Source organism: Allobosea sp. AK1 (genome assembly GCF_006714945.1).
GTDB lineage: Bacteria > Pseudomonadota > Alphaproteobacteria > Rhizobiales > Beijerinckiaceae > Allobosea > Allobosea robiniae.
In genome coordinates, this window is the sequence record NZ_VFMG01000001.1 from 3,422,388 (window position 1) to 3,438,560 (window position 16,173).

Consider the following 16,173-nt stretch of genomic DNA (forward strand, 5'->3'; position numbering starts at 1 on the left):
GAGCCGGCTGCTCAAGCCACGTTGGTGCGAAGCTTGCCGACGGGATAGCCGGCAAGCGGCAGTGTGGTTTCCTCAGGGGCCAATTCGCGGACGGCGCCCTTGGCGAGATCGCCGAGCTCGAGTTCGCCGATCCTGACCCGGACGAGGCGCAGCACCTCGGCGCCGGCCGCTTCGACGATCCGCCTGATCTGCCGGTTGCGGCCCTCGTCGATCACCATCTCGACCCAGGCATTGCGCTCCCCGCAGCGCAGCAGGGCGGCCGAACGGATCGACAGCACCTCGTCTCCATCGACCGCTCCCTCTCTCAGCCTGGCCATGAAGGCGTCGTCCGGCACGCGGTCGATCTGGACATGGTAGGTCTTGTCGACCCCGGAGGCGGGATCGAGGATGCGCTGCGCCCAGCGCGTGTCGTTGGTCATCAGCAGCAGACCCTCGCTCGCCATGTCCAGGCGCCCGACCGGGGCGAGATGCGGCAGGTCTTTGCCCTCCAGGCAGGCATAGACGGTCTGGCGCCCTTCCGGGTCGCTTGCGGTCGTCACCATGCCGCGCGGCTTGTTGAGCATCAGATAGATCCGCCGCACCGCCGTCACCGGCTGGCCGTCGACCGTCAGTCGCGCCCGCTGCGGATCGATGCGCAATTCGACCTGCCGCACGCTGCGGCCGTCGACCGTGACGCGCCCCTCGCGCACCAGCTTCTCGGCCTGTGTCCGCGAGCAATAGCCGAGCTTGGACAATGCACGGGCAAGGCTGACGCTGGCCGTCGATGCCGGCGCTGGGCGCCTGCGGAGAAATCTCATGATGAGTCTGGCCGTTGATCGCAGTGCCGCGAACAGGACCGGCCGCGCTCGAGTGGTCGCGGCGGGCCAATGCTGGGGCAGCGGGGCGGCTTCGTCGCGGAAGCCCGTCTATGTCGGAAAACATGTGGCTCGCCGCCCGCAAGCAGGCTGGTCTAAAGCCGGATCGACCCCGAAGCGGCCCTGCCGGGCGGCTCGGGGCTAGGCTCCCGCGATGATGGGGCTCCCGGGGCGCCAGGAGCGCGAGGGGCAGGACGTCCGGCTCATGGCTGCGTTGAAGCGGCCAGGGCAGGCCTTGTCAATGACCATCGCGCCCCTTGCGGGGTTTCGCCGCGCGCCGATCCGGCTTAAGAGCCGGTAGGAAACGTATCGGGCTCCCATGTCGCATAACAGCTTCGGCCATCTCTTCCGCGTCACCACCTTCGGCGAGAGCCATGGCCCTGCCATCGGCTGCGTCGTCGACGGCTGCCCGCCGCTGCTTCCGTTGACGGAAGCCGACATCCAGGGCGATCTCGATCGCCGCCGGCCGGGCCAGTCGCGCTTCACCACGCAGCGCCAGGAGCCGGACCAGGTCCGCATCGTCTCCGGCGTCTTCGCCCGCGAGAGCGACGGCGTGCAGGTCACGACCGGCACTTCGATCGGGCTGATGATCGACAATGTCGACCAGCGCTCGAAGGATTATTCCGAGATCAAGGACAAGTACCGGCCGGGCCACGCCGACTACACCTATGACGTCAAATACGGCATCCGCGACTATCGCGGCGGCGGGCGCTCCTCGGCGCGCGAGACGGCGATGCGGGTCGCCGCCGGCGCCATCGCCCGCAAGGTCGTGCCGGGCATGATCGTGCGCGGCGCCCTCGTGCAGATGGGCCCGCACAAGATCGACCGCGCCAACTGGGATTGGGACGAGATCGGCCGCAACCCGTTCTTCTGTCCCGACGCCAAGGCTGCGGCCTTCTTCGAGAGCTATCTCGACGGTGTCAGGAAATCCGGTTCCTCGATCGGTGCCGTGCTGGAGATCGTCGCCGAGGGCGTGCCGGCGGGGCTGGGCGCGCCGATCTACAGCAAGCTCGATTCCGAGATCGCCGCGGCGCTGATGAGCATCAATGCGGTCAAGGGCGTCGAGATCGGCGAGGGCTTTGGCGCGGCCGAGCTTTCCGGCGAGGCCAACGCCGACGAGATGCGCGCCGGCAATGACGGGCGCCCGCTCTTCCTCTCCAACCATGCCGGCGGCATTTTGGGCGGCATCTCGACCGGCCAGCCGATTGTCGCGCGTTTCGCGGTGAAGCCGACCTCGTCGATCCTGGCGACGCGCGCGACCGTGACGCGCACCGGCGGCGAGGCCGAGATGTTCACCAAGGGCCGTCACGACCCCTGCGTCGGCATCCGTGCCGTGCCGGTCGGCGAGGCGATGGTCGCCTGCGTGCTGGCCGACCAGTATCTGCGCCATCGCGCGCAGGTCGGCGTCGTCGAGCCGCGCTGGCCGTTCCAGGAGTGAAGCGGAGCGGCTTTTGCCGCTGCGTTGCATCTTGCATTTCAGCAATACTGAAAATGCATCGATCGTTCATTGCAGGTGAAGCGCCGCCGTATTAGTTTCACGGCATGAAGCTCGACGTCTGGCTCCGGCAGAACAAGATCGCACGCAGCGCCTTCGCCAGGCAGGTTGGCCTGTCGCCGGCCAGCGTGACCGCGCTCTGCAATGATCCGGCCGCCTGGATCTCCCGCGAAAGCGCCGAGCGCATCACCGCCGCCACCGGCGGCGCCGTCACACCCAATGATTTCCTCGGCCTGTCCGGGCCGCGCGAGGCTGCCATGTCCAATAATGTCGCCGAGACCATCGAAGCCTTTGCCCGTGGCGAGATCGTCATCGTTACCGATGACGACGATCGCGAGAACGAAGGCGATCTTATCGTCGCCGCCTCGCTCTGCACGCCGGAGAAGATGGCCTTCATCATCCGCAACACCTGCGGCATCGTCTGCGCCCCTCTGACGGCGGGAGAGGCCCGGCGCCTGCGCCTCGATCCGATGGTGTCCTCGAACGATGCGCCGCTCGGCACCGCCTTCACCATCACCGTCGACGTCAAGCACGGGCTGACCACCGGCATCTCGGCCGAGCAGCGCACCAACACGGTGCGCGCGCTCGCCAACGGCAATATGGGCGCAGCCGATTTCGTCCGCCCCGGCCATGTCTTCCCGCTGATCGCCAAGGACGGCGGCGTGCTGATGCGCTCCGGCCATACCGAGGCCGCGGTCGACCTGTGCAAGCTCGCCGAGCTGCCGCAGGTCGGCGTCATCTGCGAGCTCGCCAATGACGACGGCACGGTGATGAAGGGCGCACAGATCACCGCCTTCGCCGAGAAGCACGGGCTGAAGCAGATCACCGTCGCGGACCTGATCGCCTATCGCCAGCTGCGCGAGAAGCTGGTCGAGCGCGTGCATTCCTTCCCGGTCAAGACCGAGTTCGGCGACGTGACCGGCCATGTCTATGTCACGCCCTTCGACAACACCCAGCATTTCGCCTTCGTCATGGGCAAGCTCGGCGACGGCGAGAAGGTGCCGGCCAGGCTGCACCGCGCCGACGTGGTGGCCGACGTGCTCGGTGGCGCCGGCTCGATCCAGTGCGCGCTGCGGCGCTTCCAGCAGGAAGGCAAGGGCGTGCTGATCTACCTGCGCGACGGCAGCGCCGGCGTGCCGATCAAGAGCGTCGACGAAGAAGGTTCGGACGAACTGCGGATTCAGCAATGGCGCGAGGTCGGTCTCGGTGCGCAGATCCTGCGCGATCTCGGTGTCCGCTCGATCGTGAATCTGGCCTCCTCGCCGCGTTCCTTCGTCGGCCTCTCCGGCTTCGGCATCGAGATCGCCGAGACGTCGCCGCTGGAATAGGCGGCGCTTCCCGGCGTTCAGCCCTCCATCAGCGCCGAGACATGGGCGGCCGTCGATTTCGCCAGCGCGTCGAGATCGTAGCCGCCCTCCAGTACCGAGACGATACGGCCTCCGGCATGGCGGTCGGCAGCCTCCATCAGCCTCGAGGTCGCCCAGGCGAAATCGGCCTCGCGCAGGTTGAGGTCGGCGAGCGGGTCGCGCCAATGCGCGTCGAACCCGGCCGAGATCACCACGAGATCGGGGCGGAACGCATCGATCCGCGGCAGGATCGCGGTCTCGAAGGCCTCGCGGAATTCGTCGGAGCCGTCCCCGGCCCGCAAGGGGGCGTTGACGATCGTGCCTTGCGCACCGCGCTCCGAGGCCGCGCCGGTGCCGGGATAGAGTGGCATCTCGTGCACGGAGGCGTAGAGCACGCTGGCATCGTCCCAAAAGATGTCCTGCGTGCCGTTGCCGTGATGCACGTCCCAGTCGACGATGGCGACGCGCTCTGCCCCATGCGACCTTTGCGCATGGCGCGCCGCGATAGCCGCGTGATTGAAGAAGCAGAAGCCCATCGCGTGTTCGCGCTCGGCATGGTGGCCGGGCGGGCGCATCGCGACGAAGGCGTTGCGCGCCTTGCCGGCCATCACCTCGTCGACGGCGGCGACCGCGCCGCCGACACCGCGCAACGCCGCCTCGATCGTACCGGGCGACATCAGCGTGTCCGCATCGACCTGCACGAACCCGGCCGCAGGCGCGGAGGCGATCAGCGCCTGCGCGTAGGATGCGGGGTGGCACAGCGCCACCTGGTCGAGCGTGCCGAGCGGCGCTTCCAGCCGAATCAGTGCCGCGAAGCGCTCGGCTTCCAACGCCTGTTCGACCGCCTTGATCCTGTCGGCGCATTCGGGGTGGCCCGCCGGCATTGCATGCGCACGGCTCGTCGGGTGGGTGAAGAGCAGGGTCGTCAAGGGCCGTTATCCGCGCGCTGGAGCCGGCCAAAGGGTCATGCGTGGCTGGTTTGCCACGCCAAGCCGCCTTCCGAACGTCCGAAAGGGAACCGGATTGCGCCATCGCCGTTTGAGGCCTAGTGCTTCGCCGGACGGCCGCTTTTGGATAAGCTCTGGGCCGATACGAAGCGTTAACGTTCGATTCATCATAAAGGCTGCCTTCGGGTCGGCTCGGTGGGGACTATGAAGAAGACCGTTTTCGTAGCACTGGCGCTGTCGGCCCTGCTCGGCGCCTGCCAGTACAAGAGCGTCAGCGCGCCGGAGCTGTCAGCCCGCGATGCCGAATATATCGCGCTCGTCCCCAAGTTCGACACCTACCTGCCCTATCTCCCTTACGAAATCGCCGATCCGACCGGGCAGGCGCCCGGTACGGTCTATGTCGATACGAAGGAGAAGTTCCTCTACCTCGTCCTCCCCAACAAGAAGGCGATCCGCTACGGCGTCGCCACCGGTGACGAGGCTTTTGGCTGGACCGGTGAGGCTGTGGTGCAGCGCAAGGCGGAATGGCCGCGCTGGACGCCGCCGGCCGAGATGGTCAAGCGCTGGCCGCATCTGAAGCCGGTTGCCGGCGGCATGAATGGCGGGCCGGAAAACCCGCTCGGCGCCCGCGCGCTCTATCTCTACCAGAACGGCCACGACACGCTCTACCGCATCCACGGCACCAACGAGCCGGAGACGATCGGCCGCTCGGCCTCGTCCGGCTGCATCCGGATGCGCAATATCGACGCGATCGACCTCTTCAACCGCGTGCCGGTCGGCGCGAAGGTCATCGTCGTCTGATCGCATCGGACATGTCGGAGATTTCAGCGGGCGGTCTTCGGGCCGCCCGTTTTCGTTGGGGCACCTCCCGCCCAAGAAAAAGGCCGGTGGGAGCAAGCTCCGCACCGGCCAAGTCATGGGTCTCGAAGGGGAGGTTTCAGTCGTAGAAACCGTGGCGGAGAACGCCGGGCAAATCGGCCTTGCGTGCTTCGCCGTGTTGTTTCAACGCAGGCGCGGCGTGTCGGGTTCCCGCGGCGACCGCCCGAATTGCGATCGGGCGGAAGCGGGAGGCATAGGTCGCCCGCGCCGTGGCGTCATGGAAACCCTTGCGGGCCGGTGTCGGGGCGTGCGTGTCGCGTTGAAACATGGCTCCTGACTCAGCTGATGACCTCATGCCGGCGGCTCGCGCCGGCCGGTCTTGCCTGTCTGACGGCGGATCGGGACCGCGCCGGGGCGCCTCTGTGATCTGTTCGTGGCGTTTTCGGGCTGAGCCGCCACATTGCTGAACATGAAAAAAGGCCGGGCGTCACCGCCCGGCCTTCCGTCGTTTCAGCGTTGAACGGCTGTCAGGCCAGCAGGCCTTCCGCCTTGGCCCAGTTCAGGGTCTTGTCGAGGGCGCGCTCGCAGCGATTGAACATTTCCTCGATCTCGGCCTCGTTGATCACGAGCGGCGGGCAGAAGGCGAGGCGATCACCCATGGCGCGGGTGATGAAGCCCTCTTCCAGCGCATAGGCGACGGCCTTGGCGCCGACGCCCTTCTTGCCTTCGAACGAGGCCTTGGTCTGCTTGTCCTTGACCAGCTCGGCGCCGCCGATCAGGCCGACGCCCTTGGCTTCGCCGACGAGCGGATGCTCGTTCAGCTTGTTCAGGCGGCGCAGGAAGGTCGGCGAGACCTTCTCGACATGCTCGACGATTCTGTCGCGCTGGTAGATCTCCAGCGTCTTGACCGCGACGGCACAGCCGACCGGATGGCCGGCATAGGTGTTGCCGTGGCCGAAGGTACCGATCTTGCGGCTCTGATCGACGAGCACGTCATAGATCTTGTCGTTCATCATCACGGCGCTGAGCGGGAAATAGGCCGAGGTGATCTGCTTGGCGAGCGAGATCGAGTCGGCGTTCATGCCGTAGGTTTCGGTGCCGAACATCTTGCCGGTGCGGCCGAAGCCGGTGATGACCTCGTCCGAGATGAACAGCACGTCGTACTTGGCGAGCACGGCGTTGATCTTCTCGAAATAGCCCTCCGGCGGGATGATCGCGCCGCCGGCGCCCATCACCGGCTCGGCGATGAAGGCGGCGACCGTGTCCGGCCCCTCGCGCAGGATCATCTCTTCCAGCTCGGCGGCGAGGCGCGACGAGAAGTCCTGCTCGCTCTCGCCGGGCTCGGCGAAGCGGTAGTGATGCGGGCAGGAAGTGTGCAGGATGCCGGGCAGCGGCAGGTCGAAATCGATATGGTTGTTCGGCAGGCCGGTCAGCGAGGCCGAGGCGACGGTGACGCCGTGATAGCCCTTCAGCCGCGAGATGATCTTCTTCTTCTGCGGCCGGCCGAGCGCGTTGTTCAGATACCAGACGATCTTGACCTGGGTGTCGTTGGCATCGGAGCCGGAGGCGCCGTAGAACACCTTGGAGATCGGAACCGGGGCGATCTCCTTGAGCTTTTCGGCGAGCTCGATCGCCGGGTCATGGCTGCGTCCACCGAAGATATGGGTGAAGGGCAGCTTCTTCATCTGCTCGTAGGCGGTCTCGACCAGTTCCTGGTTGGAATAGCCGAGCGAGGTGCACCAGAGCCCCGCCATGCCCTCGATATATTCCTTGCCGGTGGAGTCGTAGACATAGATGCCCTTGCCGCTCTCCAGGATCAGCGGGCCCGTCTGCCGATGCGTGGCGAGGTTGGTATAGGGATGGACGAGGGTCTCGATATCCCTGACGGCGACATTCGACAGCATGATGGGCTCCCGGTTCTGTTTAATATTCTTGCCAACATACGCTGATATGGTTGCAAATGTTGAGCGAATTTGACGCAGGGGACAGTAGACTCTGCCGCGGGGCGGGGGAAACGGAAAGGCCTCGCCTCAGGCGGGTGCAACCGCCCTCCGAGCGGTTCAGTTTGCGAGCGGCGGTGACGCGAAGCGGCCGCCCAGTTCTTCCAACATCGCCCCGACGGCAATGGCGGTGCGATCCTCGCCGAAGGGCGCGATGATCTGGACGCCGAGCGGCAGGCCCTCGCGCGACCGCATGACCGGGGCCGACAGGGCCGGCAGGTCCGCCCCGGTGGCAGGCGCGGCCCAGAGCAGGAAGTCGAGATAGGGCCGCGGCTCGCCGTTTACGGTCAGGCGGCGGGCATGGATGTCGGGGCCGTGATCATGCGGGATCGCGGCGACGGGGGCCGGCGGGCAGAGCACCACGTCGTAGCGCGAAAAGAAGCTGGCCCATTGCCGCTTCTGGGCGAGGCGGCGCTGGCTGACCTGCTGGTAGAGGCCGGGCGTCATCCGGGCGCCGCGTGCCTGCAGAGCCTGGTGCGACAGGTCGTTCGGGCTGAAGCGTGCGGCCTGCGCCTGGATGCGGGCGCGCACCTTCGGCGGCAGGCCATAGGCGACGACGGCATGGTTCAGCAGCGCATAGATCTCGAACGCGTCCGCGAAGCGGATCGAGGGCCGCGCCGTCTCGTCGACGATGGCGCCGGCCTCGGCCAGGCGGCGCGCCGCCTCGCGCACGGCATCCGCGACCTCCCGGTCCACCGGCGCGAAGGGATCGTCGGCCCAGAGCGCGACGCGCAGGCCCTTCGCGCCGGTCCGGCGCGGCTCAGGCAGTGCGGGCGCGGGCAGGGCCGTATCGCGCGGTCCGGCAATCACCGGCAGGATCAGGTCGAGATCCTCGGTGGCGCGGGTGATCGGGCCGGCGACCATCAGATCGACATTGCGCAGGGTGCGGCGCTCCGGCGGTGGCGGGATCGCGCCCCAGGTCGAGACCAGCCCCCAGCTCGTCTTCAGCCCGAAGACGCCGCAGGCATGGGCCGGCCAGCGGATCGAGCTGCCGAGATCGGAGCCGAGCTCGAAGGCGCTCATCCCGGTCGCGACCGCGACCGCCGCCCCGCCTGACGATCCGCCGGGCGAGCGCGTCTCGTCCCAGGGATTGTTGGTGACGCCATGGGCCGGGTTGTAGCTCTGGAAATCGCCGGAAAAGACCGGGACGTTCGTCTTGCCGATGATGACCGCGCCGGCGGCCCGCAGCCTTGCGACCGCGGCGGCATCCTCGGTCGGCACGCGCTCGCGATAGGCCGGCAACCCGCCCGAGGAGGGCAGGCCGGTGACGTCGAATGCATCCTTGATCGTGATCGGTAGCCCTTCGAGTGGGCGAGCCGTACCGCTGGCGATGCGCTCATCCGAGGCTTTCGCCATCGCGCGAGCGGCCACGCGATCCTGCGTCACGATCGCGTTGAGGCGCGGGTTCAGCGCATCGATGCGGGCGAATGTCGCTTCGAGAAGATCGGTGGCGCTGAAGCGGCGGGCGAGCAGGGCCTCACGCAAGCGCGTGGCGGATGCGGTCAGGTCGATGCCATCAGCCATGGCCGCTCACTCGGCATCGACGGCGCGGGCGAAATCACGCCAGAGCAGCACCAGTCGGTCGAGCTCGACGAGATCGTCCGTTTCCAGCTTGCCGAGCGTGTTCGCGACAAAATCGCGCTGGGCGGCGATGCCGGCTTCGGCGAGCCGGCGGCCTTCCGGCGTCAGGTGCATGGCATAGGAGCGCCGGTCGCCGGCGATGGCGCGCCGCTCGACCAGCCCGGCCTGCACCAGCCTGTCGACCAGCCCGGAGACATTGCCCTTGGTGACGTAGAGCCGCTCGGCCAGTTCGCTCTGGCTGATGCCCTCCTGCTCGGTCAGGGTCGAGAGAAGGTCGAATTGCGGGATCGAGAGGCCGAGCGCGCGGATACGGGCCGTCATCTGCATGAGCATGCGCTGATGCAGCCGCATGAAGCGGAACCAGACCCGGTCCGGTTCCGTCGCGGCCTGCTGCACGATCTTCGGTGCGGTCATGGCGTTTCCCCCCGCTCTTGAAGGATCAGGCCTAAACCATCTGGCGGGCGCAGGCGAGCCTCCGATGGGATGACTTCCCTTTCGCGGGAGCGCACCGCTATCCTCCGGGCAAACGGATTTGGGAGGATAAGCGCATGCTCGGCCTGATGCAGGACTGGCCCCTTCTGCTCCACCGCATCATCGACCACGCCGCCGTCCAGCACGGCACCCGCGAGGTGGTCAGCCGCGCCGTCGAGGATGGCTCCTTGAGACGGCGCAGCTATGCCGAGATCCGCAGCCGCGCGTTGAGCGTGGCGAAGCGCCTGCAGCGACAGGGCATCACGCTGGGCGACCGCGTCGCGACGCTGGCCTGGAACAGCGACCGCCATCTCGAGCTCTGGTACGGCATCAGCGGCATCGGCGCGATCACGCACACGGTCAATCCGCGGCTGTTCCCGGAGCAGATCGCCTGGATCGTCAACCACGCCGAAGACCGCCTGCTCTTCCTCGACCTGACCTTCGTGCCGATGGTCGAGGCGATCCAGGACAAGCTGCCGACGATCGAGCGCTATGTCGTGCTGACCGATGCCGCGCATATGCCGCAGACCAGCCTGAGGGGCGCTGTCGCCTATGAGGATTGGCTGGCCGAGGTCGATGACGATTTCGCCTGGGGCCGCTTCGACGAGAACACGGCGTCGGGGTTGTGCTACACCTCGGGCACGACCGGCGGGCCGAAGGGCGTGCTCTATTCGCATCGCTCGAACGTGCTGCATGCGATGACCTGGGCGACGCCGGATTATCTCAACCTGTCGTCGCGTGATTCGGTGATGCCTGTCGTGCCGCTGTTCCACGCCAACAGCTGGTCTCTGGCCTATTCCGCGCCGATGACCGGCGCCAAGCTGGTGATGCCCGGCGCGAAGCTCGACGGCCCTTCGCTCCATGCCCTGCTGGAGGGCGAGGGCGTGACCATGACGGCGGCGGTGCCGACCGTCTGGCTCGGCCTGCTGCAGCACCTGGAGGCGACGGAGGGCAAGCTCTCGACGCTGAAGCGCGTCGTCATCGGCGGCTCGGCCTGCCCGCGCGCGATGACCGAGACCTTCGAGCGGAAATACGGCGTTACCGTCGCCCATGCCTGGGGCATGACCGAGATGAGCCCGCTCGGCTCCTTCTGCTCGGTGAAACCCGTCTACGAGCATCTGGAGGGCGATGCGCTCTACGATCTCAAGGTCAAGCAGGGTCATCCCGGCTTCACGGTGGAATTCCGCCTGACCGACGATGCGGGGCGGGATCTCCCCTGGGACGGCAAGACGTTCGGCCGGCTCAAGATGCGCGGGCCCGCCGTGGCGAAAGCCTATTATCGGCGCGAGGACGAACCGACCCTCGACGAAGAGGGCTTCTTCGACACCGGCGATGTCGGCACGATCGACCCTGCCGGCTACATGCAGATCACCGACCGCTCGAAGGACGTAATCAAGTCCGGCGGCGAATGGATCTCCTCGATCGACCTCGAAAACCTCGCCATCGCTCATCCCGATGTGGTGGAAGCGGCGGTGATCGGCGTCGCCCATCCGAAATGGGACGAGCGGCCGCTGCTGGTGATCGTCCCGAAACCCGGCCGCACGCCAGGCAAGGACGAAATGCTCGCCTTCATGACCGGGAAGATCGCGAAATGGTGGCTGCCGGACGATGTCGTGCTGGTCGAGGCGATCCCCCACACGGCGACCGGCAAGATCCAGAAGACGGCGCTGCGCGAGATGTTCAGGGACTACCGGCTGCCGGGGTGATGTGCGGCCAGCGCCGCATTCCTGAAACGCCAACGGCGCCCTTTCGGGCGCCGCGCGTGTCGTGTTCGAGGATGTTCGGAGGCTTGGTGGCCTCAGAACTCCTCCCATCCGGAATCGTTGGCCCGGCCGCCATTGGCGACCTTGCGCGGGGCGGGGGCACGGGACTGGACGAAGGCGGCCTCGGCGAGCTGGCGCAGCCGCTCCGGCTCGCCGGAGGCGGCGGGGGCCGGCCTGGCGGCCCGCATCGGCGCCTTCGCGCGGGCCGGGGTGGCCGGTTGCGCATAAGCCGCCTGGCCGGCGGGCTCGCGCCCGGTGCGGAAGGTCGCGACCAGTCCGTTGAGCTGCTCGATCCGGCCGGAGAGAGCGTTGGCGGAGGCCGCGCTCTGTTCGGACAAAGCCGCGTTCTGCTGGGTCATCTCGTCGAGATGGGCGACCGCCTGACTCATCTCGTCGATGCCGTTGGCCTGCTCGCCGGACGCCGCCGAGATGTCGGCGATCGTCGCCGCGACCTTCTGCGAGGCCGCCAGGATGCGGGCAAGCTGGTCGCCGGCCTGACGCACCAGCTTGACGCCTTCGCCGACCTCGACATTGGACGAGGAGATCAGGCCGGAGATGTCCTTGGCCGCCTCGCTCGAACGCTGCGCCAGGGTGCGCACCTCCGAGGCGACGACGGCGAAGCCCTTGCCGGCATCGCCGGCGCGGGCCGCCTCGACCGCGGCGTTGAGCGCCAGCAGATTGGTCTGGAAGGCGATGTCGTCGATCACCCGGATGATGTCGGAGATCTTCTGCGAGGCGCTCTCGATCCTGGCCATGGCGTCGACCGCCTGGCCGGCAATAGTGCCGCCATTCTCGGCCGCCTGCATCGCCTCGTCGGCGATCCGGGCGGCATCCTTCGAGGCCTGGGCGGAAGCCTTGACCGAGGCCGCGAGCTCCTCGGTCGTGGCGGCGGTCTCCTCCAGCGAGGAGGCCTGTTCCTCAGTGCGCTTCGACAGATCGTCCGCGCCCATGTTGATCTCGCGTGCGGCGAGGCCGACATCGGCCGAGGTCGTCTGGATCGTCGCCACCGTGTCCGAGAGGCGATCCACCGTCTCGTTGATCGCGCCCTTCAGGTCGGCGAAGCGGCCGCGATAGGCCGTCTCGACCCGGTTGGTCAGGTCCCCGCCCGCGATCGCAGACAGCGCACCGGCGAACTCCGTCGTCGCCCCGTCGACAACCGCGTTGATCTCGTTGATGCCCTCGACGAGCTCCTTGAGCGGGCCTTCCATGCCCCCGACCTGCGCCTTGCCGGAGAAATTGCCGTCACGGGCATCGGCGACGATGTTGGCGACTTCGCCGAGCAGCTTTTGGACATGGGCAGCCTGCTCGGCATCGGCGAGCATCGCGAGTTCGCGGTCGCGCCGGTTCTGCTCGAGGGCAAGCGCGTTCTCGCGGTAGATTTCGAGGGCGCCGCTCAGCGAACCGATCTCGTCCGGCGAGGGGGCGGCCGGGATGGCCTGGGCGAAATTGCCCGTCTGCATCTCGTCCAGCGCGGATTTCAGCGAGACCAGCGGCCGCGCGACGCGGCGCTGCACGCCGCGCCAGCTCAGGACGCAGATCGCGAGCAGCACGGCCAGCAACGAACCGACGATGGCGAGCCTCGTCCAGGCAGCGTTGAGCTCCTTCTCCGTCCGCGCGACCATGTCGTCGAGCGACTGGGTAACGGCAGAGACGATCGCGGTGAACGGCGCGTTGCACTGCTTCGTCCATTCTTCCGCCGCGATGACGGGGCCTGAACCTTGCCCGAGCTTGCCGATCAGGTCGTCCATCCTGCGGTTCGAGGCTTCGACCTCGGCCGACATGATGCCGATCTTCCGGACGAGCTCGCTCCCGACGCCAGGCCGCGAGGCGAGCTGCTTCAGCGTCTCGCCGGCCGCGTTGGAGATGCCGCGCAATTCGCCGAGCTTGCGGATCTGCGCCGTCTCGAGCGCCTTGCCCGAGCCGAAGGCCGGACGCAGCACCGAGCATTGCGTGCCGTAGTTCGAGCGGACATCCCAGCCGGCCGATTTGAAGCTCTGCAGGTCTGCCAGGATCGGGTCGGCGAGGCGGGCGGCATTGGAGGTCTCGTCGGAAGCCTTGACGATCGCGCCTTCGATCGAGCCGACGCCGTTATACCAGGGCATGGTGGCGGCGAGGCTGCGCTGCGCCTTCGGCTTGGCCGCCTCGGCATAGAGGTCGGCCATCCTGGCGTCGGTGAGCTTCTGCTGCTGCTGGATGCCGGCGATCAGCTCCTTGCGGCTCGGCAGGTCGGTTTCGTCGAGCTGCGCGATCGCCTCGGCGATGCGGTTGCGATTGCTCTCCTCGATCTGCTTCAGCACCGGGGCGGGATCGTCGGCGACCTGAATGCTGGTCTGGGCCTGTCCGCGCGCGGTGCGGATCGCGTTGCCGGTGAGCAGCAGGGCCTTGTCGGCATCGACCAGCTCGGCCAGCCGCATGTTGCTGCGCACGTCGACGATGGATTGTTGCGCCATGTAGGCCAGCGCACCGATGCCCGGCACGCACAGGCAGGCCATGGTGGCGACGAGATAGTTCTGGATCGAAGAGGGGAAGAATTTCACGGCGGGACTCGAGCGAGACATGCGGCGGTAAGGCGGTGGCGGAGGCCGAGAGGCAGCAGCGAAACCTCTTCCTGCCCACTTATTGCCGATTTGATTAAGATTGCGCTTCACGCGCTCCCGGCTTGCGTTCCGGGTTCGCCACGGGCACGAAAGGGCCATGCACCGCCGTCTCGTCTTCGAGGAACCGGTTTCGCGCGCCGCTGTCTGGAGCAGGCGACTGGCCTGGTTTGCGTTCGCGGTGCTGCTTTTGTCGCTGCTGCTGGTCCGTTTGCGGGAGCCGAGCATCGAGGGGCTCGCCCCGGTCGCCGGCGCCTATGTTCTCGTGCTTGCGGCGCTCGGTCTTGCCATCCTCGCCTTCATCCGCATCTGGCATTCCGACCATCGCGGCGCCGGCATGGCCGCCGGCGCGCTGCTGCTCTCGCTCCTCCTGCTCGCACCGGCAGGCTTTATCGTGCTCAGGCTTGTGACCAGGCCGGCTCTTGCCGATGTCTCGACCGATATCGACGATCCCCCCGCCTTCAGCCGTTCGCAGGCCGCGTTGACGGCGCGTTCCGGCCGGGTCCCGCCCGACGTGCCGGCGCTGCAGCGGCGCTTGCAGCGTCAGGCCTATCCCAAGGCAGTGCCGATCCTGCTCGAACTGCCGGCGGAGGCCGCCTTCGATCTCGCCAGGCGAGCGGCATTGGGGCTGGGCTGGCAGGTGCTGGAGACCGCGCGGCCGGGCGGGCGCAGCGGCGCAGGGCGGGTCGAGGCGGTGGCCCGCGGCCGCATCCTGCATTTCTCCGAGGACATCGCCATCCGCATCAGGCCGCGTGTCGACGGCAGCCGGATCGACATCCGCTCGGCCTCGCGCCTCGGTCGCCATGATCTCGGCGCGAATGCGGCGCGTGTCGCGGCCTTCACCGACGAGATCGAATTGCTGATGGAGAGCCGCTAGAGCGGCCGGAAAAGTGGAACGCGGTTTCCGGAAAAAGCCGGCCCTCGCCAGCCGCTTCAGGCGAGCTTGTAGCGGCTGGCGAGGGCTGGAATCGCGTCGCTGGATTGGACGGCGCCGCGCAGCACGAGATCCTCGATCTGGGCCAGCACGGAAAGCGCCGCGGCGCCGTGCAGGGCTGGGGCCAGGCCCTGATAGATCACCGGTACCATCGCGGCGATGGTGTCGTCGCCAGCGCCGAGCCGGTTCAGGATCGCGGCCTCGCGCTGGCGGCGGTGTTGGACCAGTCCGCGCAGAAACCGCTGCGGCTCGGTGACCGGGCCGCCATGGCCCGGCCAGTAGCGGGCGTGCTCCAGCCCGCGCAGTTTTTCGATCGAGGCCATATAGGCGGCCATCGAGCCGTCGGGCGGGGCGACCACCGTGGTCGACCAGGCCATGACATGGTCGCCGGAGAACAGCGTCTCCTCTTCGGCGAGCGTGAAGGCGAGATGGTTGGCGGTGTGGCCGGGCGTCTCGATGGCGGCGAGGCTCCAGCCGGGCCCGGAGACGGCGTCGCCGTCGGCCATCGCCCAGTCCGGCAGGAAATCGGTATCGGCGGCGGCATCGAGCACGCGGCCTTCGCCCGGTCCGAGCTCCCGCGACGGCCGATGCGGCCCGCAGCCGACCACCGTCGCGCCGGTTGCCGCCTTCAGCGCGGGCACCGCGGGCGAGTGATCGCGATGGGTATGGGTGACGACGATATGACTGACCGTCTCGCCTTGGACCGCCGCCAGGAGGCGCTCGATATGGTCCGCATCGTCAGGGCCGGGATCGATGATAGCGACCGTGCCGCGGCCGACGATATAGGAGCAGGTGCCGGTGAAGGTCATCGGTCCGCCATTGCCGGCGATGATCCGGCGGACCAGCGGCGACAGGGTGGCGACCGTGCCGGCCGCCGTCGGCGCGCTTCTGTCGAACTCGATCTCGTCGGCCATCTGTCCCGCTGGCCCTAGCTCGTCGACTTGCCGCCGCAGCTCTTGGTGTCGGACGATCCGAACAGCGGGCCGAAATTGCCGCACTTGTCGCAGCCGGACAGAAACACGGCCAATCCGAGGATGCCGGCAAGGAGGGTGATGCGCTTCATGGACCCGACCGTTCGATTCGATGAGGCGGCAGTCTAGTGGCTGTGGGTGTTGGACGACAGGGGCAATTCGGTCGGAAAGCGCGCACTCAAAGGCTGAGATCGGCAAGCCAGCCCAGGATGCAGATCGCCGAGAGGGCGATCAGGGCAAGGGTGGCCTTGGCGTCGGGCGGGCAGTCGCGCAGCATGGTCGTCTCCGTTTCGGAGCCGACGCAATAGTCGTGCCGTTTGACAGATGGGTGACGGTTCCGGCGATGAATTCGACGCGCCGGAGATTTCCGAGGCACGCCTGACGGAATGGGCCGATCG

14 protein-coding genes are annotated in these 16,173 nt (G+C 67.6%); 5 read left to right on the forward strand and 9 right to left on the reverse strand.

Translation table 11 applies throughout. From position 1 onward, the window contains the following. Positions 1-11: 11 nt before the first annotated feature. Entirely contained in the window at positions 12-797 is a 786-nt protein-coding gene (locus tag FHT98_RS16670; RefSeq protein ID WP_142114670.1) for a pseudouridine synthase, read from the reverse strand. Between the two features lie 376 nt (positions 798-1,173). Between FHT98_RS16670 and aroC the strand changes: the two genes are divergently transcribed. Both aroC and ribB read left to right on the forward strand, forming a co-directional pair. Beyond that, positions 1,174-2,292, forward strand: coding sequence for a chorismate synthase (gene aroC / locus FHT98_RS16675; RefSeq protein ID WP_142114671.1), 1,119 nt, complete (start codon positions 1,174-1,176; stop codon positions 2,290-2,292). Between the two features lie 104 nt (positions 2,293-2,396). Next, a complete protein-coding gene (gene ribB, locus FHT98_RS16680) occupies positions 2,397-3,677 on the forward strand; it encodes a 3,4-dihydroxy-2-butanone-4-phosphate synthase (RefSeq protein ID WP_142114672.1) in 1,281 nt (426 codons plus the stop codon). A 17-nt stretch (positions 3,678-3,694) separates the two neighbouring features. Here the strand turns inward: ribB and FHT98_RS16685 are convergent, their stop codons facing one another. Continuing rightward, the gene (locus tag FHT98_RS16685) at positions 3,695-4,624 is read right to left on the reverse strand and encodes a histone deacetylase family protein (protein WP_142114673.1); all 930 of its coding nucleotides are present in this window, start codon (positions 4,622-4,624) and stop codon (positions 3,695-3,697) included. Positions 4,625-4,846: 222 nt separating this feature from the next. Here FHT98_RS16685 and FHT98_RS16690 point away from each other — a divergent pair, with 222 nt between their 5' ends. Further along, on the forward strand, positions 4,847-5,443 hold the full coding sequence (locus FHT98_RS16690) for a L,D-transpeptidase (protein WP_061968670.1): 597 nt from the start codon (positions 4,847-4,849) through the stop codon (positions 5,441-5,443). A gap of 136 nt (positions 5,444-5,579) precedes the next feature. On the opposite strand, the gene FHT98_RS16695 is transcribed toward FHT98_RS16690, so the two are convergent. The 4 genes from FHT98_RS16695 to FHT98_RS16710 all read right to left on the reverse strand — a co-directional run bounded on the left by FHT98_RS16695 (position 5,580) and on the right by FHT98_RS16710 (position 9,456). After that, complete coding sequence (locus tag FHT98_RS16695) at positions 5,580-5,789, reverse strand: hypothetical protein (RefSeq protein ID WP_142114674.1); 210 nt, start codon at positions 5,787-5,789, stop codon at positions 5,580-5,582. Between the two features lie 199 nt (positions 5,790-5,988). Next, positions 5,989-7,365 (reverse strand): aspartate aminotransferase family protein, encoded by a 1,377-nt coding sequence (locus FHT98_RS16700; RefSeq protein WP_061968668.1) that lies wholly within the window; start codon positions 7,363-7,365, stop codon positions 5,989-5,991. 156 nt (positions 7,366-7,521) lie between these two features. Continuing rightward, positions 7,522-8,985 (reverse strand): amidase, encoded by a 1,464-nt coding sequence (locus FHT98_RS16705; protein WP_142114675.1) that lies wholly within the window; start codon positions 8,983-8,985, stop codon positions 7,522-7,524. 6 nt (positions 8,986-8,991) lie between these two features. Then, the gene (locus tag FHT98_RS16710) at positions 8,992-9,456 is read right to left on the reverse strand and encodes a MarR family winged helix-turn-helix transcriptional regulator (protein WP_061968665.1); all 465 of its coding nucleotides are present in this window, start codon (positions 9,454-9,456) and stop codon (positions 8,992-8,994) included. 134 nt (positions 9,457-9,590) lie between these two features. Here FHT98_RS16710 and FHT98_RS16715 point away from each other — a divergent pair, with 134 nt between their 5' ends. Next, entirely contained in the window at positions 9,591-11,219 is a 1,629-nt protein-coding gene (locus tag FHT98_RS16715) for a long-chain-fatty-acid--CoA ligase (RefSeq protein WP_142114676.1), read from the forward strand. 92 nt (positions 11,220-11,311) lie between these two features. On the opposite strand, the gene FHT98_RS16720 is transcribed toward FHT98_RS16715, so the two are convergent. Further along, on the reverse strand, positions 11,312-13,813 hold the full coding sequence (locus tag FHT98_RS16720) for a methyl-accepting chemotaxis protein (protein ID WP_185745188.1): 2,502 nt from the start codon (positions 13,811-13,813) through the stop codon (positions 11,312-11,314). Positions 13,814-13,970: 157 nt separating this feature from the next. On the opposite strand from FHT98_RS16720, the gene FHT98_RS16725 reads away from it, so the two are divergent. Beyond that, positions 13,971-14,747: a DUF1499 domain-containing protein gene (locus FHT98_RS16725; protein ID WP_142114678.1), complete on the forward strand. Its 777-nt coding sequence runs from the start codon at positions 13,971-13,973 to the stop codon at positions 14,745-14,747. 56 nt (positions 14,748-14,803) lie between these two features. Here FHT98_RS16725 and FHT98_RS16730 read toward each other — a convergent pair whose 3' ends face one another. Together FHT98_RS16730 and FHT98_RS26650 are read right to left on the reverse strand one after the other, a co-directional pair. Then, positions 14,804-15,718, reverse strand: a complete 915-nt coding sequence (locus tag FHT98_RS16730) for an MBL fold metallo-hydrolase (RefSeq protein ID WP_142114679.1) — start codon at positions 15,716-15,718, stop codon at positions 14,804-14,806. Between the two features lie 14 nt (positions 15,719-15,732). Next, positions 15,733-15,867 (reverse strand): hypothetical protein, encoded by a 135-nt coding sequence (locus FHT98_RS26650; protein WP_280140814.1) that lies wholly within the window; start codon positions 15,865-15,867, stop codon positions 15,733-15,735. Positions 15,868-16,173: the final 306 nt, after the last annotated feature.